Genomic DNA, 23700 nt, shown 5'->3' on the forward strand with positions numbered 1-23700 from the left:
TGGTTGCGGCCTAGCAATACGTACTTTCATGTAAGCGAAGTCAGCCGTGATCAGTTAGAGAGTTATGCTGAGCGTAAGGATTGGGATATGAAGACTGCTAAGAAGTGGTTGAATCCGAATTTGTAATTACTCATTACATCAATGATTACACCTTCTAATTCAAATTAAATATATTAAACTGTGTTTAGCTAAAATAGCTAGGTAGAGTTTGATATTATTAGACAGAACTATATATCAAACTCTGCGTGAATAGTTTTAATATTTGCCAATTTTAAACACTCTTTGCAGTACCCTCGCTTCTTGTTGAAGTACCTGTCTATAGTAGACTCTTCTTCCGAATGATTTAAGTTTCCACAATGAAATATCAACTTAGTTTCAGTTGTGCTTATCTGTTTTTCACGATCCCTCTGATTAGCAAAACTAATAGATGGTTTTAAAAGGGGTAGAGCAGAGAACTTCTTAGATAAAAGCTCGCTTATAATATACATTCGACCTTCTATCATCTCAATACTCTTAGTCGTGTGAGGAATATCATCTCGCATTACTGCACAAACATAGCATGGTGTCCTAAACTTTGAGGCTTTTTCCTTACTACCTATAGTATGAGCTCTTATAAAAAAGTCTGGATGAGGATTTTCAAATAGCTCAAATCTTTCTCCACAGTTATACCTTTCCATTCTTTTACCTGAGCTATCGAAATCATCAACATAAACTACCGATGGATGATATTTTTTTAAAAAATCTAATCTGTGAAATACAGTCGTTGAGCTATGCTGAAGAAACCGTACAAGTAAACTTGGTAAACTAAGCATATTAATCGGAGTTTATCATGGTCAAGAAAATAAGAACCTATAGCACAGAATTTAAAGCTGAAGCCGTTAAGAAGATATCAGACAATAATGGCAATATCTCAGCGACTGCAAAGCAGCTTGGCATCGCCATGCAAACCTTATCGAACTGGAACAACAAAGCCAATCAAGGCAAGCTGATTGGCACAGAGCAATATGATCCTGATCTCATGAGTGCTCTTCAAGAAATAAAGCAGCTCAAGCGGCAGCTTAAAGTAGCCGAAGAGGAGCGAGAGATATTAAAAAAGGCGACGGCGTACTTCGCGAAAAACAGCTAGTCAGGTACGCCTTCATCAAAGATAACCAGCACTTCTTTACCATCACCACTATGTGCCGCGTGCTAAGGGTTAAGCATTCAAGTTACTACGACTGGCTGAGTCGCGATATCAGCGAGCAGCAGATACATCGCAACCATTGTGAGCTACTCGTTAAAGCCGCTCACAGTGAAACTCATGAGCGCTATGGTGTTGAGCGTCTGCATGCGCATCTAAGTGAGCAAGGTCATAACATCAGTCCCTACATGGTCAGAAGCATCAAAGAGGAATACAGCATCAAATGCCGTCGCCACAAACACTTTAAAGTCACCACCGACTCCAATCACAACAAACTGGTCTATCCAAACGTGTTGGATCAAGAGTTTGATGCCAGTCGCCCTAACCAAGCGTGGGCCAGTGACATCACCTATATTTGGACGCTTGAGGGCTGGTTGTATTTAGCGGGAGTCAAAGATTTATATACCAAAGAGCTGGTCGGCTATGCGATCAATAAGCGAATGACCGCAGATCTAGTATGCAAAGCATTGAACATGGCCATCAAGAATAAACAACCAAGCAAAGGGCTAGTCGTTCACTCTGACAGAGGCAGTCAGTACTGTAGCCATGCTTACCACAAGATCATCAAGCAGCATCAGTTTACAGGTTCAATGAGCGGTAAAGGCAACTGCTTTGACAACGCACCCATAGAAAGCTTCTGGGGCATATTGAAGAACGAGCTAGTATATCACCAAGACTATAAAACAAGGTTTGCAGCTATCAGAGATATCATTGGATATATTGAGTTATATTATAATCAGACTAGGATTCAAAAGGGTTTAGGCTATAAATCGCCAAGACAGGTGTGGTTTGATTATTATCGTCAGGCTGCGTAATCAAAATCTCCCAAGTTTATATATACGGGATTGACGGCAGGGGTCACGTTTGTAGTGAATTAGGCCGTGAACCCGGGTAAGCGCATACAAGACATCGAGTAGGAACCACTTTATCATTTAGATAAGTATTCTTAAGTAATCTTTTAAGCTCTCTCATATTTAAATCAAAGACATGTTCTTTTAGGCATTTTGAACATGAAACTTGACAGTAAATTTCGTATTTTTTATTATTAACAGCTTTTCTTAATTCTATATTGCCTTTTTTTATTAATCCTGCTTTTGCTATCTCATTAATAAAAACATCTTCATTTTGGCGCATTGTCATAATTGAAGCTCTGTTCTCAGATGTATTTTCTAAATTATTTCTTTTTAATTCACATTGAATACATCTATAGCTCTCTCCATTAAAAAACCTCTCTAATTTTTTTTCATCTAAATTACTAATCATCTCATTATGCTCAGAGTTTCGAGAGCATACTAAGTAAAAAATACCATTCTCTAACTCTTTAATATGACTAGCTATATATTTAGAGATTTTTTTAAACATCTCTCTCTTACTATTATTATTACTAGAGCGCAAACCTTTACTCTTGCAAGAATTACAAAATTTTCTTACCTTATTATCAGTGAGTGATTTTGCGATTATATTATTTTCTTTATTACAATGACTGCACCTGTACTTTACAATTGACTCTCTATTTATTCTGTCTTTATCAGGAGAAAGTAATTTGTGCTCTCCAAGGCTATAGACAACTGAATTCTGAACATCGATATATGGGTTTTTGTTATATCCATTCCAAAGACTCTCAATTTTATCTATGTCAGTTTTAGTTAAGTTGTAATCACCTAAGTGGTTTATTTTCTTATTTCTTAATAACTTAATTATATTTTTACTGTAGCTCTCAACTGTTAACTCCTGAGTATCAACTGTTATTAGTTTAATATTCCTCTCGGCACATATTTTTCTTTTAAACAAATCTCTTTTTTTAATATCTTCAAAATTTTTTATACTTTCCTCATTATCACTAATTGGCTCATAATGCTGCCTACCGTTGTGTTCAAAAGCTATACTTAATTCTTCACAATAACCATCTAGCTCTAAATTATTACTAGTAATGTAATTCAAAAAATCTGGTCGGATATTAAAAGTCCAATTATGATTAGGAAAAATAACTCTAAAAATAGCTCTACATAAATTTTCTGCTTTATGACCACCTTGCCCCCAGTTAGTTGTCATTATTCTATATATTGAATCTGTACGCTCTTCTCCAAATCTATTTAAATATACTACATTTCTTTTTTTGCCCATAGATTTAAAAATTATATTTGTAGCACCATTCTTCTTTCCTTCCTCAATAAGGCTCTTAGCTCTCATTTTATCTTTCTTTTCTTGTACTATTAATTGGTTAACTCGCTTCAAGCTTGCTATCCGATCAATATGCTCTCCCATAGTTCGCTTGGCACTTATTTTGAAGTAATAACCTGGAGTTGTGAGGCCCTCAATTTTATTACCATAATAAGAAATATCTCCACTTGGAAATTCTTTAATAAAGTCCATCTTAGTATTTTTGATCAAACCTTCCAACTTTGATCTACTTTCAGACTGAAACTCATATGATTTTATATAGCCACGTAATTCATTTCTATTAAATTTTCTAGAATTTTTACCGCCACTGTCAACAATTATATAACCTATACTAGGAACATTAGGTTTCTCAATTTGTATATTAATAATTTTAAGAGTATTGTTTTCGTGGAGTATAGACTTGCTAAATAATAATTTAACCTCGTCTATACTTTTACAAACAGGGCAGCCAACACCATTTAGTACATTATTTAGTTGCATCTTCCACAAACCAGTTTTTCCAGTATCACAACTAGCGCATACAAAAGGTATTTTATCTTTTAAGCTAATAATATCTTCGGAATGTCCTTGTAAAACAATATTTCCATAAGATTTTTTCGACGCATGCCAGTTGCTAATCTTTTCTTCAATCGTATGCTTATTCATAGCAATACCTTTTAAATATGATAGGTTTAACTCGTATGAAATAGCGTAACATATCGAAAACTATTAAATGGCAAATATAAAAGAATAACGACAACTGATGTCGTGTATTAATTTATCTTACATTGATTCTAGCCTCATACTGTAGGTAATTATTAACTCTTCCTACCCCGCCGACACCGCTCAGAACAATAAATCACCTGCTCCCAGTCTTTCTCCCACTTCTTGCGCCACGTAAACGGACGCTGGCAGACGGGGCAAGTTTTTTGCGGTAGATTTGCTTTTTTATGTGCCATTGTTTACTCCCATCTACTTTTGACTATTTGCGTTACAGTGAAATCTTACTTTTGATGCTCGACGCCCTCATACTTCTTAATTCGGCGGCATTGGTCTGAACAATAGACCATGCTCTCCCAGTTTTTATCGAGCTTTTTAGTCCAACTAAACTCGCGCTCGCAGACAGGGCAGAGTTTTTTTCGAACGTTCTTCTTTTTGTGCGCCATACATTTCTCATTGGTTTGTTTACGACATCGGTCGCGTGTCACTATAGCCTACTACGTATCATTGCTATTAGTCACAGTTACTAGTCATAATCGTCAAATATTTTATTTAGGCGATTGAGACTGTTGACGATCAGCTTACCAGATTGATCAGTACTGCTATCAATCGCGAGCTTCTCATCCATGCGCATTGTCAGTGGTGCCAGCGCTTGCTTGAGGGCGTTCGCCATCAGCGTGGTCTGCTCATGGATATCAAGCGTATCGCTATCTAAGGTCTTACTCTCATCATTTTTAATCAAGCTTTCGGCCAAGCTACGAGACAAGCTATCTGCCATATTGTGTGCCAGTTCCTCCACGGCATCGACCAGCTGCACCATCAGCGCTTTTTGCACGTCTTGGTTTTGCTTGAGGTACTCGCCTTCCGCTTTGTGGTCATGCTTATATATCTGTAGCAATTGGCTCACGCTTTTCTCAAAGCCATTATCGATACTATCGCTGACGACTTTGGCGTTATTGATCACGCTATCAGCGAGGATTTTCTGTGAGGCTAACTGCGCCTCCATCTGAGTCTCTAACTGAGCTTGGCGCTCTGCTTCTCGTAAGCGGGCGATTTGCTCTGGATCATTTTTGGTCAAGTAAGTCTCAAACTGACGACTGATGGCATTGAAGCCACTCGCCAAGTCGACCAACTGCGCGACGATACGCGCGCCCGTATCACCGTCTTCGCCGCCCATGGATTTATTACGTAAGAAGTCGGCTTTGATCTGCGCCCAACGTTCCTTTTCTGCCTCGGTTAAGGTGCCGCGCATCTCGCCAAGCTTGAGCAAGTTGCTCTCTGCGCCTTGGGTCAATAGCTGCGACTCGCCCAAATAGTGATCGTCTATCAGCTGGTTTAGCTCATTCTCATTCATGACCGCTGACAGCTTTTCGGTCATTTTATTCATATTACGATAACTGCCTTGCAGCTTAAATATCGGCTCAACGCGATATTTATCATCTTGCGAAGCGGAGGCAATATAGGCTTGATTGACGTCCAAAATAACTGCTTGTACTTGAAACATATGACGCAAGATGGCGATAATCTCGTTAATCTCTGAGGTGCTATATGGATAGGTTAGATCGCTACTTTGGGCTTGCGCGAGGTTGGCATTGTCCGTTTTTGCCATTTTAATCAGGCGATGCACATCGCTTAGGTCGCGGTTGGCCAGTGGCGCGAGGACACTATTAGAAGTGAGGGAGTTTTCAATATAACTGAGGGCAAAGATGTCTTCCATACCGCTCATGATATCGCCTAAGTTGTAGATATCGGCACGATTGGCGAGCATGTCAGGCACTTTAAAGGCTTCGCCGCTTTCGGTATAGGGGTTACCCGCCATGACCACGCAGAACTTTTTGCCGCGCATGTCATAGGTTTTGGTCTTGCCTTGCCAGACGCCATCGATACGGCGCGTGCCATCGCCGAGTGAGATAAACTTCTGCAAAAACTCCGCGTGCGTATGCTGAATATCATCGAGATACAGCATGACGTTGTTGCCCATTTCAAAGGCCAAGTTGATTTTATTCAGCTCTTCTCGTGCAGTGGCATTCGGGGCTTTTTCGGGGTCTAATGAGGTGACGTCATGACCGAGTGACGGACAGTTAATCTTCATAAAGATTAGGCCAAGACGATTTGCCACATACTCCATCAAGGTAGTCTTACCATACCCTGGTGGCGATATCATCATGAGGATACCCATCAAGTCCGTCCGCTTATCCTCTCCGACCGTGCCCATCTGTTTGGCAAGGTTGTCACCGATGAGTGGTAGATAGCTCTCGTTAATCAGACGGTTACGCACAAATGAGGACAAGGGGCGCGGCATAAACTCGTCTAATCGCAAGGTTTCTTTTGACGCGTGTAATATCTCTGAGCGCATGGCCAGATAGCGTCGATAGGCAGGAATGACTTGGCTATCATGGTGATGCAAACGGTTTAAAAAGTCATCAACGGCAAAGGTGAGGGTTTGCTGATGAATACGAATATGCTCACCCAATAAACCGTTAACTTGTATCTCAAGCGACACTTTACCCGTATGACGCGTAAAGCTTTGCACTTGATTGAGCGGATTATTGATACTGGTCAATGACGTTGATGATGATGCTTGAGGTGAAGAGAACGACAAGGTGGAAGCGGCATTAGCTGTGCCTTTATTTGCGCCGCCTTTATCAAAGCGCGCGCCCGAGTCAATCAGACGCTGCACCAAGGCTTCGCGCTGCGCATCGTTCAGTTGAGTGAGTAAAACGGCAATGGCTTCTGGCACATAATGACGACCGCTCTCTAGTTGCTGTTTGCGTAGTGCGTTTTGTTCTTCAATCTCAGCAAGCTGCGCTTCACTGAGTGTCTCGCCTGCCTCATCCGTGCCATCAGCTGTTGCGTTAGCCGACTCACTATTGCCGTAGTTCTTATCAAGCAGTGCATGAAACCATGTCGCCAGTAGCTCATAGGCTGATTTGGGTTGGAAGCCAAGCTTGCCGATTGAGGACTGTAGCTGAGCAAAACTGGCATTACTTTGCGTACTGACGGGTGAGCTACTCAGTGTTTGGCTCAGCTGCTCGCACAACTGCTCGGCCTGCCTACTGGTCTGCCAGTTCATTGTGTTATATACGGCGGCATTTGGCTCTGCTGACTGACCCATGACGCTGACTAAGTATTCGCAAGCCAGCTGCACATAGCTGGGCTTAAAAATATTGGTATTGTGAACATCGCTGGTAGTTGAATCTGGCTCTGACTCCAATGCAGCGTCTGATGGCTGCTTAGCATCATTATTACTGCCAATACGCTCGTCACGATAGGCCGCGACAAAACGCTGCATCACTTGGCTCATATCCTCAACCAGTAAGGATTTGGCAGTGTCACTACCAAGGGCACGGCGCAATTGCTCAGCGGTAGCCGCTCTATCCGTCCAGTTATTCGCGCGGGTCAGTACTGACTCATTCAGCCAATTGTCATAGCCAAATTGACGTAGGCTGTCTAAACCCAGCGCTTGTACGATGTTTAACTGCCAATAGAACAGTTGCGCCAGTGCGCGGACTTGCGGGGTATAAATCAGTAGCCCGGCCTCACGTAACGTCGGCAGTATTTGCATCAACAGCAGCGTGGCATCATGGTCATGAATACCTTTGTCATAACCGAGCTGATAACGCGGAGTCGCGTAGGCTTTGACCAGTTTTGCCAGCGGACTGTCATTATCGATATCACCATTGATATCAATCGTAATGACGGTTTCGTCGTATGCTTGGTAGAGACGGGTCTCTGTCAAACCGTCTTGACTGTTTTTGGCGCTCTCGATGATGCTATAGGCCAAGTACTCGGCGCGGTATACTTTGTCGGACTCGGAGGCAATATTCATCTCCCAATACGGACGTAAGTCATTCAGCTCAGTGTTATTAAGCGCTTCGTAATAGTCGGTACCCGTCAGGTGAAAATTGAGCACGCGCTTGCCATCCGACTGCTGGCGACTGAGCAAGGTTAAGTCTAGCGGTTGAGTGTTAACCGAAAAGCGATGCTTGCCCAGCTTAATAATTTGACCGCCATCTTCAAACAAGTCCGATTTGTCTTTTAGACTCTTATAGCTTTCGATTTGAATGGCTTTTAGGCGCGCATCAATGTCATCGGCTTTGACGCTAAAGCCCATCGCTTGTAGCTCTTTTGCGATGTTACGGACTTTTTGCACCAGACCATCGGCGGCAAAGTACGTATTGAGCGCTTCTTCCTCGGTAAAGCCTGTGACACCTGTGCTTTGCGTGCGCTTCTTGATACTCTCAAGCATCCGTAGCGCACCATCCCCTAGGTTTTGCGCTTTGCGATTGCGAGCATCGAGCAGTTGCTGCTTATGATTTTCAAAGGTTTCGTAAATCTCTTCACGCTTACTGATGATGTCGGCTAAAAACTGATCGCCGCTATTGGTCTCTGGATCGGCGAACTGGCTTTCTAATTCCTCTAACTGTATGAGCAGCTTTGCCATTTGCTCATCTGATTTCTCAGGTGTATTGGCAATCGATAAGGCATTGGCAATCGATTGACCAAACAGCTTAAACTGCGCACCAAATTGCGCGACCGCTTCAGCTGATCCTAAGTTTTTGCGTTTATGATTGAGCTTGGCTTTGCTCTGATTCAGGCTGGCATAAATGGTCGAGATGTCATCGATGATTTGCGTACGTACCGTGGCATCTGCAACGTCCAACGTACCGAGCAGCTCGGTCAACAAGTCTAATCCTTGCGCCGTCTCATCAATTTTATCGAGCACTGGCTTTAACTCAGCATTGGTTTCAGCTGTGTTTAGGCGCTCACTGACATCGACCAATATCCCTTCGTAGCTTGATAGTGCTTCGTCTCCGCTTAAAAACAGCACGGTTTTTTCGGCAAGATCGCTTTCTGCTTCTTCTAGCTGCACCTGCAATGCTTCTAATTTATCACTATCTAGATAACGCAAATCTTCTAGGCTGACCAAGCGACCTTTTTGTCGTCTCAATGCCGACAGCTGATCGACATAGTCGCTTGCAGACTCAAACGTCGTGACCCTTATCTGCCGCAAAATCTCATTTTGCTGAGATTCGGCATCGGCAAGCGCCGTTTGGGTTTGCTTTTGAATACTTTGGACTTTGGCAAATTCATCAATGACCAACTCAGCGGTCGCTGTCACTTCTTTAATACTACTGGCGACGTCAGTCAGCTCAGGCTCAGACAGCCAATAATAGCTATCAAGCAATCTACTGGTATTGTCTGACAGCTCTTCATAGAGTTTTTGCGACACGCTTTGGTTGTCGATAAGACGGGTAATGCTATAAAGATCAGAGATGCCGCGCACCAGCTCTTTGTTACCGATTTTGCCATAGAAGCTCGTGCTCTCAGGCAATTCGCTCACATATTCAGGCGAGGCATAAGGGGTGTGCCATATCTGCATCGGATGAATGCGTGACGGCTCACTTTGGTCACTAAACAGCACCAAGCGACCATTGTCTGCCAACGCCATACCATTGCAATAGATCGGATTCGCCAGTTGTTTTTTGATCAGGTTATAAGGAAACAGCCCCGTGATACCCAGCTCTCTGTCATAAAATAAGAATAGGACATCTTCGCCATTCGTCGAGATGATTTTGCGCTTAAACTTTAAGTTTTTGGCACCGGCACTGTTGGCATCGAACAGCTTATACTCGCCCGTCTGTAGATAATAGCCACCCGGAAATATAATACCGTGATCTTCGGGCAACTGTACGCAGGACTGACCAATCGCATCCAAACGCAGCACCGCTTCGGTCAAAGTGTTATAAACAAAGTAACGATAACTGTCCTCACGATAAGGCAATATTTTGAGGAGGATTAAGCTACCGACTTTGGCATAGGCAATCTCAGCATCGGTCAGCGACTGGGTACGGTCATTGACAGGCTCGCTATAGATGCCCTGCCCTGATTGGGTGTTGTCTTCAATCTTGATGGTCAAATCACCGCCGACGGTTTCCACAAATATCGTGTCCAAGATATTCATGTGTGGATACTTACCATTGACCATCTGATCGCGCGTGGTCTCGATCCAATCAAAGTCATAGGCAGGCGGCAACTCGATATCACGCTCGCCGCGATTGTCCACGTAGGCGACTTGGGCAGCCTCTGGTGTGCCTTGGCTAAAGTCTAACGCAAAACGAAACACCCGAATATCGGTGATACGCTCACCGATCTGAAACGCCAATAGCAACTTGCTGTCTTTAACAGTCAGTTGAATCAGGCGTGTTTGCTTGTAATAACGATAGAGCTCATTGAAGTCTTGTACAAAGGCATTTTGATCTAAAAACGTCCCTGTTAAATCGACCTCTTCGAGCTGATACTCTTGCTCCGCACTATCACCACTACTGCTCTTCGGACTCTCATCGCTATCGCCTTTGTTAGCAGGATCTATCAAGCGATATAGCGACAGCACATCTTTAATATTACTGGCGCGCTTTAGCCCCATAAACACGTTATAGCCAAACAGCAAGTATTCGCCAACTTGCACCATATCCTGCGCCACACAGTTGTGCTCGGTACGAATACGCGTGCGGGCAATGACCTGCATTTGGGTGCTGCCAAATTCCATCAGGCGTGCAGCATTTAATTTGGCGGTTTGTTGCTCTAGACGACTGCCCTGCTCTGTTAGGCGTTTTTTGATGAGCTCATACGCATTACCAGAGGCCACTGCCTGATCGGTTTGGGTTGCTTGGTTCGCATTAGGATCGCTTTTACTATCTGAATTGGTTGGGTGTTGCGTGTCCGCCATCGTTACTCGTCCATTTCTGTTTTTACATAATAAGAGAATTGTCTGGCAATCAGGAAATAAGAAGCTATTTGAGATAAAACAGTATTAAAAGTAAAGAAGCGCGTGGCTAATCTAAAGGAACGGTCAATATGGGTTTGTTTAGATTAGCCAACTCATTTTCGGCGCAAACGTTGAAAATGGGTTGGTTGAATCACTCTGCTATCTAGATAACAGAGCGTTTATAACGACTAATATTCATACCAATCGCACATCGCTTAAGCAGTTTTGTCATTATTTGACTGATTGGCTTTCATCGCTTGGTTGGCCATGACCCCATTGATAATACCGCTTAACGTGTCTGACTTACCCGCTAGGCCATCAATGGCTTTACCGATCGACAATGATTTGGCAAAGTTATCAAAGAAGTGCGCCTCACCGCCGACGATATCGATTTTGGCTTTTTGGAGCGCCACTGCCAAGACTTCAGCGTTTTCTTTGGCAATCTCTTTACCAGCATCAATTGATGCCATCGCTTCTTGGAGCGCGGTCTCAAGTCCCATGCGGAACTCTTCGTGCTCACGTGCTTCCTTACTCATGCTGCCCATGGCATTGAATTTCTCGACCAGACCATCTGCTTCGGCTTGGAAGTGCGCGCGAGTGACTTCGGCTTTTGCCAGTCCAACGTCACGCTCTGCCTTGGCATTTGACTCACCGCGAGCAGCGATAACCTCAGCATTGGCCATGCCGACATCACGCTCGGCTTTAGCATTAGATTCACCGCGAGCAGCAACAATCTCTGCATCGACCATACCGATGTCACGCTCCGCTTTTGCTTTAGAGGCACCGCGAGCAGCAATAACTTCGGCTTCAGCCATGCCTTTTTCACGGTCTGTTTGAGCCTCAGCCTGCCCTGTAGCTTTGATGACATTCGCTCTCGCAATGCCTTCTTTTTCAAGCGACACTGACTTGGCTTCTTGAATCGCTGCTTCAGCAAAGCCGTGCGCTGACTCTTCTGCTTTAATACCTTCCGCCATCTTGATTTTGGCGTCCGCATCTTTTGCAGAGGCTTCCAGATTGGCATTGGCAAGCGTGGTAATTTCGACAGCTTTATGCTTGGCAGACAGCTCTTCTGCTTCGGCTTTTTTCACCTGACGCACTTTGAGCTCTTCAGCATCTGCTTCGGCAGCCAGTACGCGCGTTTGCTTAGAGCGATCCGCTTCGCTGACTTCGCGAACTTCTTTGATACGCTCTTCTTCTTGCGCCACAGTTTTGTCCACCGCGATGCGCTCACGAATGACGTTGGCGATTTCTTTTTTCTCAAGCTCAATCGCGCGCTCGGCTTCGATACGCTGCAAGTCTACTTCGCGCTCACGCGAGACAATTTCTAAATCGCGAGCACGCGTGACTTTTTCTTCTTCAATGACTACGGCACGCAGGCGATTTTGACCCGCCACTTCGATTTCACGTTGCTGATTTTCACGCTGAATCGCCAAATCTTGCTCCACCATAATGATGGCAGTTTCTGATTTTTTGCGCTCTTCTTCTTCAATCTTGCGAGTTTCGGCCGTTTCACGGGCAATCACTGATGAGATTTCACGCTTTTGCTTGGCTTCGGCATCGGCTTGTTGACGCTCCAACTCTAGCATCGCTTCTCGGGTTTCGACATTCTTTTTCTTAACGGCCAGCTCTTCGTCACGCTCAAGCTCATTGGTAATGACGTTTTGGAACGCTGTTAGCTGAGTGATCTTCTTGATACCTTCAGCATCTAGGATGTTGCTTGAGTCTAGTGATACTTTTGGTGTTTGTTCCAGATAATCAATCGCCACATCCTCTAGGACATAACCATTGAGATCGTTACCGATTTCTTGGACAATACTGTCGCGGAACTCGCTGCGGTTTTCGAACAGTTTGACAAAATCAATCTGCTTACCGACGGTTTTTAGTGCTTCTGAAAACTTAGCGTTAAACAGCTCATTGACCGCGACTTTATCGGAGGCTCTCTCAACACCGACGGACTTGGCGACTTTGAGTACATCCTCTTCGGTTTCATTGACACGTAGATAGAATGCGACTGTGATATCAGCACGCATATTATCCGCACAAATCAAACCTTCTTTACCACGTCTATCAACCTCTAGCGTGATGAGCGAGATTCTCATCAGCTCTTTTTTGTTGATTACTGGCCACACAAAGCCGCCATCAAAGCGTACGGCTATTTTACTCACACCGTTGATAATGAGTGCTTTGCCCTGCTCAACCTTGAAGTAAAAGGCTTTGAGCATCAAAAGTGCGACCATCATAAAAACAAACGCCAGCACCACAACCACGCCGACGATAATGAGTATGTCCATATCCATTCCTTTAATTAAAACATTCCAAGCGAATTTAAAACTCTTGCTATATTTACTAAATACTTATTTTTTATGTTATTTAGCCATCATCCACTGAGCAATATCATTGATGAGCTTTATTTGTCTTCAACAGGAGTCACTCGATAGCTATTAGTGCTATCTAAGTACTCTACCAGCACGACTTTATCGCCTTGTTTTAGTTGATGGTCGTTCATGTCTGATCGGATCTTGAGTATCAGTCCAGCACCGCCATCATTGAGTGTCGCCTCGCCATGTTTGTCCGTCACACTGAGCGTACGCACTACAGCGACTCTACCCACGTTACTAGACGAATTACGTTTGGGAATTTTGGCTATATTTTTGCGGATAGGGGAAATAATAATGCCTGTCAACCACATCGATACAACCAAGACAAAGACAAGTGCCCCTGTACCGAATAAATAATACAGCGCACCCGAATCAAGATACTGATGTAAAAAGCTGGTATATAAGTAGCTGAGTAGCCACCCTATCAAGCTAACGAGACTGAGTATGATGATCAACGGAACACCATAAAGACCAAATTTGAGCATGAGACCTGTGAAAAAACCAGTCGATGACAAGTTGGCGATATCAGTATCGCTGCCTGACTCACCACTTACATCAACCAGATCGACAGTGTCCATATCTGCCATGCCAAGCAAAGACACAACCCAATACAAGGTGACAAACATCACAAGCCCAGTAAAAATAATCGTGGGATACAAACTGATCTTAGTAACAAATACTAAAAACGCTTCTTGCATGACACCTGCTCTCCCTTTACCCACCTAGTCTGATACGCTAATCGTTCAGTGCAGCGCTTAGTACGATGCGGATAACGCTTAACCGACCTGACGCTATTTGTTTAAACCCTTCAGAATCAACTTATATTTTCTTATTCATAATTATATATACATTTCATTACATAATATATAGGAATTGTTACTAACGTCCCCATATCGGTGAGCGCACGACGCCACCATCTTGACTATTAATGGCGTAGCTTGTATTCCCTGAGAGCGAATGAATCACCAGATCTCCCCCATTCTTACCGCCGATTTGCCCACTGATTTTTGAGTAGCGTGTAGGATAAACCGCATAGTTTCCAGAAGGAGACAGACGAGCAGGTTCATCAAGTCCAGTTTCTGCCAGATTGGATACTTGTCCAGTTGTCAGCGTCATAACAGCGGCTTTACGGCCATTAAGGTAAGCCATCCGTTGACCGTCTGAGCTGAGCTGTGGACTGGCGACATAACCGCTGGTCGGTACAGGCGTGGCACTACTGGTTGCAAAGTTGTAGCGATAGATACGTGGGCGTCCAGCCCGGACTTTATCACTGGTATATACAAAGCTCTTGCCATCTGCTGCATAACTTGGCTGAACCTCAGTACTCGGCAAGGTTGTTAGCTGACGCGTCTTGCCATCGCTCAGTTGCATCTCATAGATATCAGCATTGCCGCCGACGGTCGAGCTGTAGAGTAAATGCTGACCATCCGGTGAGAATGACGCTGACATGTTACTGCCTTCAGCATTGACGACTAGATTGCGCGTCTTGCTACGACGATCATATATATAGATCTTGGGATGTTCACGTGCAGCTTGTTTGCTATAAGCAAGTAATTGCCCATCGGCTGACCATGCTGGTGCATAGATATAGCCGCGCAACTGATCAATGAGCTGACGATCACTACCATCAGGACGGATACTATAGAGTGTCGATACTTTAGCCGCTCCAAGCCCTTGCTCCTCTACGTAAGCAATATACCCTTGACGATCAATGGTAGGCATACGCGCAGTCAGCGGATTGCTGTCGACGGTACTGATCGGTTTTTTGGTTTGAATATCAGGCAATGTCTGACAGCCTGTCAGCGCCGCAACGATAGCGAGCGTAGTGACACCTCTCACTGTCACTTTTGGCAACTTGAGTTCTGACATGTGGATTTTGAGCATAATGTAGTATCCAATAACGTCTGAGGGAAAAAGCACGGTAAATAGCTAAAATTAAGCATCACTGCTCTGATATTTAAATCCGTAGCTGCTTTTTTAAAAATTAAGTTTATTGCAGGAGCATTACTCTAGTGTAGCCTAAACTGGCTCAAACTTTGGATAAAAAAAGCCCCACTAGTTAGTGGGGCTCTACGAAGTTTAACTCGTCTGTTTGTCTATTGGTCTGTTTGTCTATTAGTCTGTTTACGCTTAATACGTGCTCATCTCAACAAATGGCAGGCCTATTTTGAGACCGCTTTGAAGTGAGCTACTTGATTCTCACTTTTGATCGTTAAGATAGGCACATTGTTAGCATTTTTACTAAGGCTGTACTTACCTTGTACTGTGTCTAATGCCGCGGTATCAAAACTGGCTTGTGGCTCAGGACACGCCATCAAAGTACTGATACCATTTTTGATCTGCACATCACCATTTATAACGCTATAACCTGCGCTCATGTTGTTGCAGGTATTTATAAATGCTACGTAGTCTCTGCCCTCATCGTTCATAAAGCTTAGGGTCAGAGGTTTTGCTGGATCAAAGAACAGTTGCGATACTTGCTCACCGTTGCTCTCTTTGGCGTCAACCAGCTGCCAAGCGTAAGCTTGTAAGGCATCGTTGGTAACTGCCTGACTGCTTGGCGCAGGCAGATTAGCAGTCGTCTGGCAACCAGCAGCAAGCGCCCCAGTGGTAAAAGTAGCGACCATCATTACTTTCATCATGTTATTCATTTCTTCTCCTTACATATTGAACCGAAAACTCTTGTTATAAGCCCCAATAAGCTTAGCCAAAATTTTAGTTTTATTATGATTGATTGTGTTATTTCCTGTATTAAAGAATAACTACGTTTATCCTGACTCATTATCGGCTGTCATTATAAACTGGGTGTTATATTTAAAACTAATGGATTCAATTCTATAGTCGTTTGGATGCTATTCTAACAAATGATAAAGCAGATTTGCTCGATGAGTGTTTATACAGAAACACCCCACTATATAGTGAGGTGCTTCTGTATATTGTTATTAGATACTAGTGATTGCTGTCATTCCCTACTGCCTCAAATGAAACATCTAAAAAGGGTTTATTCAGCATATCAGTTATCATTTTAGATCACATCTGTACCGGTAATCTCTGGCTGGTCAGTAGCAGGTGCTGTCATGCTCGACATAGATTGGCAACCGACGAGTACCGTTACCATTACAATACCTGTCATCAATGCTTTGGTCATGTTTTTCATATGAGCTCCTAGAATAGTTCTAATATACCGTTATGGTTGGTTCAAGTGAAGTATAACTATCATTGTATTAAACTACAGATATTGGGCCGTACTTCTCCCAGAGACCGTAGCTTATTCACACTTTTAGCATACCCATCTCTTACATTGCTGTAAGTTAATTAATGTTAATGAAATAAGCTTACTGCGCCTTCATTTCTTGTAGAGCAGCATACCCTGATAAACGCTTGCGTTCAGCATCGTCAAACAACTGCTGCTCAAGTTGTTCTATCTGAGTTTTTGCTTGGCTTTGATCTGCACTTTGACTTAATAAGCGCTGTTTTTGCGTCTCATACTGGTTGAAACGCTGGTCAAAGTTGGCGTCTTCTAGATCAACTTGTGCCAGTCTCTCTGCCGCTGGTGCGCCGACGAGCTCTCGACGCATATTGTATAAGGCTTCGGGTGTTGCACCGCGCGCTTTCATTTGTTCGGTACGAGCCATCAGCTCACCAAGATTGGCTTGCTGCTGGATATTGGTTTTGGTGGCATTGTCTGGCAAGCGACTGACATAGTCTTGCCTAGCGGCTTGCTTTTGAGCATCGCTCATTTGCTGGTTTTGATTGATTCTGACCATTTCGACACTATAGTCATCATAGTCATCTGCAGCACCGAAGAACGCCGTAATGGTCGCTTTGTCAAAATATTGCTGACGTAAGCTGGCCACGTCTTGCTTTTGTTGAGCGACTGCATTCAAGTCCAGCTCGCCACTTTTGGTCGCTTGTAGCTGTAGATTACCGTAACGCTTTTCTATCTCTGGCAGTGCTTTGAGATAGGCGACATACTTGTTAAATATAGCAACTGCTTGACTCGCAGCAGGTTCTGGCGTGTGGTGACGGATGTAACTCTCAACGCGTGCAGTGATAACTGTTTCGTCCTCCTCACCAAGTGCGGATAAAAAATAATCGAATAAACGCCGCAGCCCTTCTGTAACGACCAATTGCTTGTTTTCATCAATGATGATTTCGCCATCGATTTGTGTGCCCTTTAGTGATCGTGGCAGACGCTCTAATCCAGTGACAAATGCAGACTGGTTTTGGGGGAGTGTTGCTTCCATAACTTGTCCAGTAGCCAACTCAGTTGAGATTGACTCGTTATATTCACTATCATCAACAGATGCCATCGTTTGAGCTGAGCTTGTCTGGTTATTATCAGGCTTGAACCACATAATCACCACCGCAGTTAGCGCTATGATGACCGCGGCGATTATAGCGATGGGTAAATAGGCTGGGCGGCGATTATTCGACATAGATGAGGGTTCTTTTTACTAGTCAGCTTTAGGGCTTATGTTTTTAAAATCTTGCGTTTTTAAAATCCTGCGTGTTAAAACCTTACGCTCTTAAAGGTTAGCGTTTTTGAGACGATTGACCTGAGTACGGTAGATAGATTTTGGTTCAGAATCACCCCATGCTGTCAGACCTAGCACCTGATCAGCTGAATCCAAATGGTTCATTCTATAGTTATCACGAATCACATAACCAAGACGACTCGAACAGGCAGATACCAACCCATCATTAGACTCACCTGCAAACGGTACACCTGTCGCGGCCAATAGATAATCGCTAGGATCAAGTACGCTTGTGATTTGTCCAACACCGCTAAATGAGTAGTATTTGATCCCATTGACCGCAGTACTGGTAGGCTGACCACAATAGTTTCTTGGCATGGCTGCAGGGAATTTAGCATTGAAGCGTGCAGCACCGTCAGTTGATAACGCCATGAGTGCTTGCCAGCCATCTTGCTCTTGTATCTCTTTAAAACTGATACCTGAACCAACATCTGCAAAACCACCAATCAAATTAAAGACGCCTGATACTAACTCTGTGGTGATGTTCGATGGCGTACCAGTATTGTTATTTGGTTCGAGGACGTTTTTGACAAAATCGGCTGTTTTTGATCCTTGCTCTGGGCTCGACACTGCTGTAACTGATGCGACGTACTTTGGTGCGACGCCAGCGACATAACGAATATCTATACCGCCTTGACTATGCCCAAACAAATTGACTTTAGGATCGCCTGAAATAGCGGCGATAGTTTTGACTTGTTGTAGCAGCTGCTCTCCGCGAATCTCACTGTTATTGACGGCTGACGTCTTGGTGGTATATACCTCTGAGCCACCCTTCATCAACTCTGTAGGGATGCCGTTGAAGTAATCGATAACCCCAAATAACTGGGTGAACCCGCCAAGTCCATGAGCCATAACGACTGGGTATTTGGTTTTGGTATAGCTAGATGTGAAGTACCTACTGTCAACCAGCTTACAACCATTGGCGTTGGCACAATTATAGTACTGACCTGCTGCTTGGGCTGATGTGGTTTGTAGTGTCATTAATAAGACACCAGTACCGATTGAACCCAGTATTGGCAAAAAAGCTTTTGGTGTGATGGCGGCACGAACGTATGAAGAGAGTGTCATAACAACATCCTTGTTATCGTTGATTTTAGTTATCTGTACCGCACAAAAGCGATAAAGATTGCTGCTAATCCCTTTAGCAGGCAAAACTACATTACTGATATCTTCTGTAAGATTCAACTAAATTATCAGAATATGAATATATTAGTGTGACTACGGGGTCATGTTCAGTTTTTATAGGCTGTAAAGCAATTATTATCAATCATAATGATAGGTTGACTATCACTTAACCTAGAACTGCCGTTCTTCCATTTATGGTATAATCTGTTTACATGAAACCCATAATTATAAGATAGATGACGATGACTAAAAAAAACCTTATCCAGTCGGCTGATGCCATAGAAAAAATGCGCGTGGCTGGCAAACTCGCTAGTGATGTTCTGGTAATGCTCGATGAGCATGTCAAAGTTGGCGTCAGTACCGAGGCATTGAACCAAATCGCTCATGACTATATTGTCAACGTACAGCAGGCTATCCCTGCACCGCTTAACTATAATGGATTTCCAAAATCCATTTGTACCTCAGTTAATCACGTGGTCTGCCACGGTATTCCAACTGAAAGCAAGCTATTAAAAGACGGTGACATCATCAACATTGATGTGACTGTTATTAAAGATGGCTATTATGGCGATACCTCAAAAATGTGGATCGTTGGCAACGGCTCTATCATGGCGCAGCGTATTTGCAAAGTGGCACAAGACGCCCTATATGCTGGTATGAGTGTGGTCAAAAATGGCGCGCGTTTAGGCGATGTTGGCGCTGCAATCCAAGCAGTGGTAGAACCTGAGCGTTTTAGTATCGTGCGTGAGTTCTGTGGTCACGGTATCAGTAATGAGTTCCATCATGAGCCGCAGGTCATGCATTATGGCAAAAAAGGCACTGGGTTTGAGCTAAAAACAGGTATGACCTTTACCATTGAGCCTATGATCAACCAAGGGACATGGCAGACTAAAATCTTGCCAGATGAATGGACCGCCATTACCAAAGATCGTAAGCTATCTGCTCAGTGGGAGCACACTATGGTCGTGACAGACAATGGCTGTGAAGTCTTTACGACTCGCCCTGAAGAAGATTTAAGCTTTTTGACACAGTAAGACAATAAAAGATCGCCTAGGCGGTCTTTTTTTTGGCTCATTTTTTGGTCTATAGTTAGGACATCTTTAGCTAAGCGATATTGAGTATTGTGCTGACAGGGTTTTTATCTTTATACTCTAATGACCTAACCCTTTTTATTGATGGCTTTTGCCAGCAAGCAGTGTGTTGATTGACCAGACATGCCAACTTCATAGATTAGCTTGATAGATTGACTTATAAACTCTTAATTGGATAACGCTCATGTTTAATTGCGATGGCGCTTCTATTGATCTCACGCCTCTCCCACTACTAGCTAACGCTACCGACAAACCACTGCTTGGGATTCCTGAATGGTTAGCACAAGTCAACGAGGATATCAGTCGCGAACTCGAACGTGGCACCAATATCCGTCAGTTGGTTGGTGCACGTGCTTGCGCTATCGATAGTTTACTCGTCGCTTTGTTCAAGTGGTTTGAGCTAGACAAAACTGATTTGGCGTTTTTTGCGACTGGTGGCTATGGACGCGGTGAGTTATCTCTATATTCAGATATTGATATTTTACTGCTGTCTCCTGACGAAATAGACGCTGATGCCAGTAGCAAGATCGATAAGCTAGTTGCGTTGCTGTGGGATATTAGGTTAGAGCCTGCGCTTTCTGTACGTAGTGTCAGTGATGCTCTAGAAGCCGCGCTTGATCATACTATTGCTAGTGCCCAGCTAGAAGCCCGCCTGCTTATCGGCAACGAATCGTTGCAAGATATGCCGATCCAAATTGTGAATAAACAATGGTCTCCTCGCGCTTTTTTTGATGCAAAAATGGAAGAAACTAAAGCGCGCTATCTACAGCACAACTCTACCGAGTATAACCTTGAGCCAAATATCAAAACAGCGCCCGGCGGTCTACGTGATATTCATATTATTGGCTGGGTCACCAAGCGCTACTTTCGAGTAAGTAAGCTCTATGATTTGGTACAGCAGAACTTTTTGACTGAAAAAGAGTTTGATGAGCTTAATTTTGCAGAAGGCTATTTATGGCAGATACGTCACTACTTACATGTATTGACAGGTCGCAACGAAAATAAGTTGTTGTTTGATTATCAGCGTGAGATTGCGCAGCTGATGGGTTACGAGACCCAACCAGACGATCAACCCAATGCTGCCGTCGAACGCTTTATGCGCGACTATTATCGCTGTGCTATGCAGATATCCACGCTGTCTGAGATGCTCACCAGTCATTATTATGAGACCATCATAGAACCTCAGCTGCCTGATGATGAACGTCCAAAAAAGCAGCCAATCAATGCTAGATTTAACCGTATTGGTAATCAAATCGCTATAGCGCATCATCGCGTTTTCGCCCAGCATCCTGAGTCTATTCTAGAGATGTTTTTATTGATGGGTCAGCATGGTATCGACAAGGTTCGCACCCATACGTTACGTGCTCTAAAAATTGCCGCCCGAGGTATTGATCAAGTTTATCGAGACAACCCCGCTCATAAGGCGCTGTTCTTATCTAACTTAAAAGAACAAAACTATCTGTTCCATCGTCTGCGTACCATGAATCGTTATGGGGTATTAGGCAACTATATTCCTGCTTTTGCTCAAGTCACAGGTCTCATGCAATATGACTTGTTCCATCGTTATACGGTAGATGCACATACTTTATTTTTGATTCGAATTTTGCATCGCTTTACCGATCCAATGTTCTCTGAGGATTTTCCGCTGGTCAGTGCGATCTTTCAGCGTATCGAACGCAAAGAGATATTGGTACTCGCGGCGATGTTCCATGATATTGCCAAAGGTCGCGGCGGCGATCATAGTGAGCTTGGTCAAACTGAATCGATTGAGTTTTGTTTGTCGCATGGGATGAGTCTGGCAGATGCTAACTTGGTGGGTTGGCTGACTCGCTATCATTTGTTAATGTCGATCACTGCCCAGAAAAAAGACATCTCAGACCCTGAAGTTGTGACCATCTTTTCAGATCTTATTGGCAACGTCACTCACCTAAACCATCTGTATGTACTGACAGTGGCAGATATGAACGCGACCAATCCACAGCTGTGGAACAGCTGGCGGGCGACACTCATGAAACAGCTGTACTCACAGACTCGGCGCATTTTGCGCGCTGATATCGATGCGCCGACCAACCGCCAAGACATGATTAGCGCCACACGCACACAAGCGCTAACCATGCTAGATAACGTCAATAATCAGCATATGAACCGCGATGAAGTGTTGCGTTTATGGGATGATCTGGGCGATGAATACTTCTTGCGAGAGATTGCAGAGGATATTTTGTGGCACACTGAAGCTATCTTGAACCATCCACCGATTGGTCTTGCTTCTAATGCGGATAGTCCACCATTGGTGGTCTTGCGTGAGCATCGTGAGCTGGCGCTTGACGCGGTACAGGTCTTCGTCTATACCCAAGATCAGATTAATCTGTTTGCCGTTACCATGGCTGTTTTTGATCAGATGAATCTCGATGTATTGGATGCCCGTATTATTACCGCGACCCGCGATTTTGCCCTAGATTCTTATGTATTACTAGATCCTAGCGGCACACTGTTGGTGGATCAAGACAGTCAGCAAGAGCTTAAACAACGCTTGATTGATGCATTTAAAGATCCTACCGTTCTGAAGCTGGCAAACAAACGTATGCCGCGTCAGCTGCGACATTTTGAGGTTGAGACAGTTATTAGCTTTGAATTCAATGAAGCATCGAACCAACACATCATGAGTCTCGAGACACTAGACCAGCCAGGACTATTGGCTCGGGTTGGACAGATGTTTTTGCAGGAGCAAATCGAAGTTCATGCGGCGCGTATTACTACCCTAGGTGAGCGTGCAGAAGATATGTTTTATATCAGTGACCAAAACGATAAACCACTATCTGCCGATAGGCTTGAAGCATTAAAGTCAGCATTATTAGCCAGTCTAACAACCAAAAGAGAAGATAACGTGGTCTATAGCTACTAGCGTTACCGCTACTGGAGATTGACTGCCATGGATAACGTCCACTAGTCGGTCAACCACTAACTGATATGGCTGATATGGCTGACATAATAGCCAATAGGATTAAGGGCACGCTTTATAGCGTGCTCTTATATATTATATTATCTGCATGTTCGTGCAGTTCAGCGTCAGCAAGATCAGGTGGCAGTACGCCTAATTCAAGCGCTGTTTGAGTCATTATTAGACGTCCTGCGCTGATTTCTTTTTGTAGCAAACATTGTAAACTTGCCAAATGAAACTGTCCTTTGAGGTAGTCATCTAACTGCGCTAAAGAGATAGGTGCTTTGGCATGCACGTCAGGATAAAGGCTGTCCTCTGCTAGAATAACCATCTCATTGAGCATCTCTTCGCTCATGAGCTCATCTTTATCTATTTTGCGTTGTAGTTTATTTTCTAATCGACCTTTGGCAGCAAAAGCACTGATATAGAGTATGGTCTGCAGTACAAACAACGATACATACTGCCATGCCGTTAGCGATATATTCAGCAGGTTATTAAGCAGCATCAATGCCATGGCTACGACCACATAACCGACCAGCTGCCACACCAACCACATGATCAGGCTGTTTTCGCCAAACCAAAATACTTTCTTTTCTTGACGTTCAATCAGTTGCTCCCGCGCTTGCCACCAGCACTGTTCACGCTCTTTTAGTAACTTGTATAAATTAGTAGACTGCAAGTCAGTATTAAGATTTTTATTGTTGGCATCTTGAGCGATGAGATCATCGTTATTTAGCACATTAGACATATCAAATCATCCTCAAAATGATCTACCCTTTATGATGGTAGCCATCTTTTATA

At 43.8% G+C, this 23700-nt stretch carries 16 protein-coding genes; 3 read left to right on the forward strand and 13 right to left on the reverse strand.

Annotated elements, in window-relative coordinates; genetic code table 11:
* Positions 1 to 227 precede the first annotated feature (227 nt).
* Positions 228 to 812 carry a hypothetical protein gene (locus tag AC5JP1_RS07625; RefSeq protein WP_493843685.1) on the reverse strand — a complete coding sequence of 195 codons (585 nt, stop codon included), beginning with the start codon at positions 810 to 812 and terminating at the stop codon, positions 228 to 230.
* Positions 813 to 829: 17 nt separating this feature from the next.
* Here AC5JP1_RS07625 and AC5JP1_RS07630 point away from each other — a divergent pair.
* Positions 830 to 1995 (forward strand): IS3 family transposase gene (locus AC5JP1_RS07630; protein ID WP_493842780.1). Its coding sequence is split into 2 segments (ribosomal slippage): positions 830 to 1088 and positions 1088 to 1995, totalling 1167 coding nucleotides; the frame shifts between segments, so codons are not numbered across the junction.
* 43 nt (positions 1996 to 2038) lie between these two features.
* Here the strand turns inward: AC5JP1_RS07630 and AC5JP1_RS07635 are convergent.
* The 11 genes from AC5JP1_RS07635 to AC5JP1_RS07685 all read right to left on the reverse strand — a co-directional run bounded on the left by AC5JP1_RS07635 (position 2039) and on the right by AC5JP1_RS07685 (position 18813).
* The gene (locus AC5JP1_RS07635; protein WP_493843686.1) at positions 2039 to 4006 is read right to left on the reverse strand and encodes a hypothetical protein; all 1968 of its coding nucleotides are present in this window, start codon (positions 4004 to 4006) and stop codon (positions 2039 to 2041) included.
* A gap of 152 nt (positions 4007 to 4158) precedes the next feature.
* Positions 4159 to 4299 (reverse strand): DUF2256 domain-containing protein, encoded by a 141-nt coding sequence (locus AC5JP1_RS07640; RefSeq protein ID WP_493843687.1) that lies wholly within the window; start codon positions 4297 to 4299, stop codon positions 4159 to 4161.
* A gap of 45 nt (positions 4300 to 4344) precedes the next feature.
* Complete coding sequence (locus AC5JP1_RS07645) at positions 4345 to 4506, reverse strand: DUF2256 domain-containing protein (protein WP_075106903.1); 162 nt, start codon at positions 4504 to 4506, stop codon at positions 4345 to 4347.
* 80 nt (positions 4507 to 4586) lie between these two features.
* Entirely contained in the window at positions 4587 to 10790 is a 6204-nt protein-coding gene (locus tag AC5JP1_RS07650; RefSeq protein ID WP_493843688.1) for a DNA repair ATPase, read from the reverse strand.
* A 254-nt stretch (positions 10791 to 11044) separates the two neighbouring features.
* Positions 11045 to 13120, reverse strand: coding sequence for a flotillin family protein (locus AC5JP1_RS07655; protein WP_493843689.1), 2076 nt, complete (start codon positions 13118 to 13120; stop codon positions 11045 to 11047).
* A gap of 116 nt (positions 13121 to 13236) precedes the next feature.
* Positions 13237 to 13905 carry a hypothetical protein gene (locus tag AC5JP1_RS07660; RefSeq protein ID WP_493843690.1) on the reverse strand — a complete coding sequence of 223 codons (669 nt, stop codon included), beginning with the start codon at positions 13903 to 13905 and terminating at the stop codon, positions 13237 to 13239.
* A gap of 181 nt (positions 13906 to 14086) precedes the next feature.
* On the reverse strand, positions 14087 to 15091 hold the full coding sequence (locus AC5JP1_RS07665) for a Xaa-Pro aminopeptidase (protein ID WP_493843691.1): 1005 nt from the start codon (positions 15089 to 15091) through the stop codon (positions 14087 to 14089).
* Positions 15092 to 15369: 278 nt separating this feature from the next.
* Positions 15370 to 15858 carry an META domain-containing protein gene (locus AC5JP1_RS07670; RefSeq protein WP_493843692.1) on the reverse strand — a complete coding sequence of 163 codons (489 nt, stop codon included), beginning with the start codon at positions 15856 to 15858 and terminating at the stop codon, positions 15370 to 15372.
* 374 nt (positions 15859 to 16232) lie between these two features.
* Complete coding sequence (locus AC5JP1_RS07675; RefSeq protein ID WP_319051759.1) at positions 16233 to 16364, reverse strand: hypothetical protein; 132 nt, start codon at positions 16362 to 16364, stop codon at positions 16233 to 16235.
* Between the two features lie 178 nt (positions 16365 to 16542).
* The gene (locus tag AC5JP1_RS07680) at positions 16543 to 17646 is read right to left on the reverse strand and encodes a lipase secretion chaperone (protein WP_493843693.1); all 1104 of its coding nucleotides are present in this window, start codon (positions 17644 to 17646) and stop codon (positions 16543 to 16545) included.
* Between the two features lie 90 nt (positions 17647 to 17736).
* Positions 17737 to 18813, reverse strand: coding sequence for an esterase/lipase family protein (locus tag AC5JP1_RS07685; protein WP_319051761.1), 1077 nt, complete (start codon positions 18811 to 18813; stop codon positions 17737 to 17739).
* Between the two features lie 299 nt (positions 18814 to 19112).
* On the opposite strand from AC5JP1_RS07685, the gene map reads away from it, so the two are divergent.
* Positions 19113 to 19904: a type I methionyl aminopeptidase gene (gene map, locus AC5JP1_RS07690; RefSeq protein WP_442967669.1), complete on the forward strand. Its 792-nt coding sequence runs from the start codon at positions 19113 to 19115 to the stop codon at positions 19902 to 19904.
* A 241-nt stretch (positions 19905 to 20145) separates the two neighbouring features.
* The gene (glnD, locus tag AC5JP1_RS07695) at positions 20146 to 22863 is read left to right on the forward strand and encodes a [protein-PII] uridylyltransferase (RefSeq protein ID WP_493843694.1); all 2718 of its coding nucleotides are present in this window, start codon (positions 20146 to 20148) and stop codon (positions 22861 to 22863) included.
* 112 nt (positions 22864 to 22975) lie between these two features.
* Here the strand turns inward: glnD and AC5JP1_RS07700 are convergent, their stop codons facing one another.
* Positions 22976 to 23647 carry a hypothetical protein gene (locus tag AC5JP1_RS07700; RefSeq protein WP_493843695.1) on the reverse strand — a complete coding sequence of 224 codons (672 nt, stop codon included), beginning with the start codon at positions 23645 to 23647 and terminating at the stop codon, positions 22976 to 22978.
* Positions 23648 to 23700 lie beyond the last annotated feature (53 nt).

It is taken from the genome of Psychrobacter sp. H29 (genome assembly GCF_059073055.1).

Coding starts and splice junctions, on each gene's coding strand:
- AC5JP1_RS07650 (WP_493843688.1), bottom strand. CDS start 10,790: ATGGCGGACACGCAACACCCAACCAATTCAGATAGTAAAAGCGATCCT.
- AC5JP1_RS07645 (WP_075106903.1), bottom strand. CDS start 4,506: ATGGCGCACAAAAAGAAGAACGTTCGAAAAAAACTCTGCCCTGTCTGC.
- AC5JP1_RS07670 (WP_493843692.1), bottom strand. CDS start 15,858: ATGAATAACATGATGAAAGTAATGATGGTCGCTACTTTTACCACTGGG.
- AC5JP1_RS07660 (WP_493843690.1), bottom strand. CDS start 13,905: ATGCAAGAAGCGTTTTTAGTATTTGTTACTAAGATCAGTTTGTATCCC.
- AC5JP1_RS07700 (WP_493843695.1), bottom strand. CDS start 23,647: ATGTCTAATGTGCTAAATAACGATGATCTCATCGCTCAAGATGCCAAC.
- AC5JP1_RS07625 (WP_493843685.1), bottom strand. CDS start 812: ATGCTTAGTTTACCAAGTTTACTTGTACGGTTTCTTCAGCATAGCTCA.
- AC5JP1_RS07640 (WP_493843687.1), bottom strand. CDS start 4,299: ATGGCACATAAAAAAGCAAATCTACCGCAAAAAACTTGCCCCGTCTGC.
- AC5JP1_RS07680 (WP_493843693.1), bottom strand. CDS start 17,646: ATGTCGAATAATCGCCGCCCAGCCTATTTACCCATCGCTATAATCGCC.
- map (WP_442967669.1), top strand. CDS start 19,113: ATGACTAAAAAAAACCTTATCCAGTCGGCTGATGCCATAGAAAAAATG.
- AC5JP1_RS07685 (WP_319051761.1), bottom strand. CDS start 18,813: ATGACACTCTCTTCATACGTTCGTGCCGCCATCACACCAAAAGCTTTT.
- glnD (WP_493843694.1), top strand. CDS start 20,146: ATGTTTAATTGCGATGGCGCTTCTATTGATCTCACGCCTCTCCCACTA.
- AC5JP1_RS07675 (WP_319051759.1), bottom strand. CDS start 16,364: ATGAAAAACATGACCAAAGCATTGATGACAGGTATTGTAATGGTAACG.
- AC5JP1_RS07655 (WP_493843689.1), bottom strand. CDS start 13,120: ATGGACATACTCATTATCGTCGGCGTGGTTGTGGTGCTGGCGTTTGTT.
- AC5JP1_RS07635 (WP_493843686.1), bottom strand. CDS start 4,006: ATGAATAAGCATACGATTGAAGAAAAGATTAGCAACTGGCATGCGTCG.
- AC5JP1_RS07665 (WP_493843691.1), bottom strand. CDS start 15,091: ATGCTCAAAATCCACATGTCAGAACTCAAGTTGCCAAAAGTGACAGTG.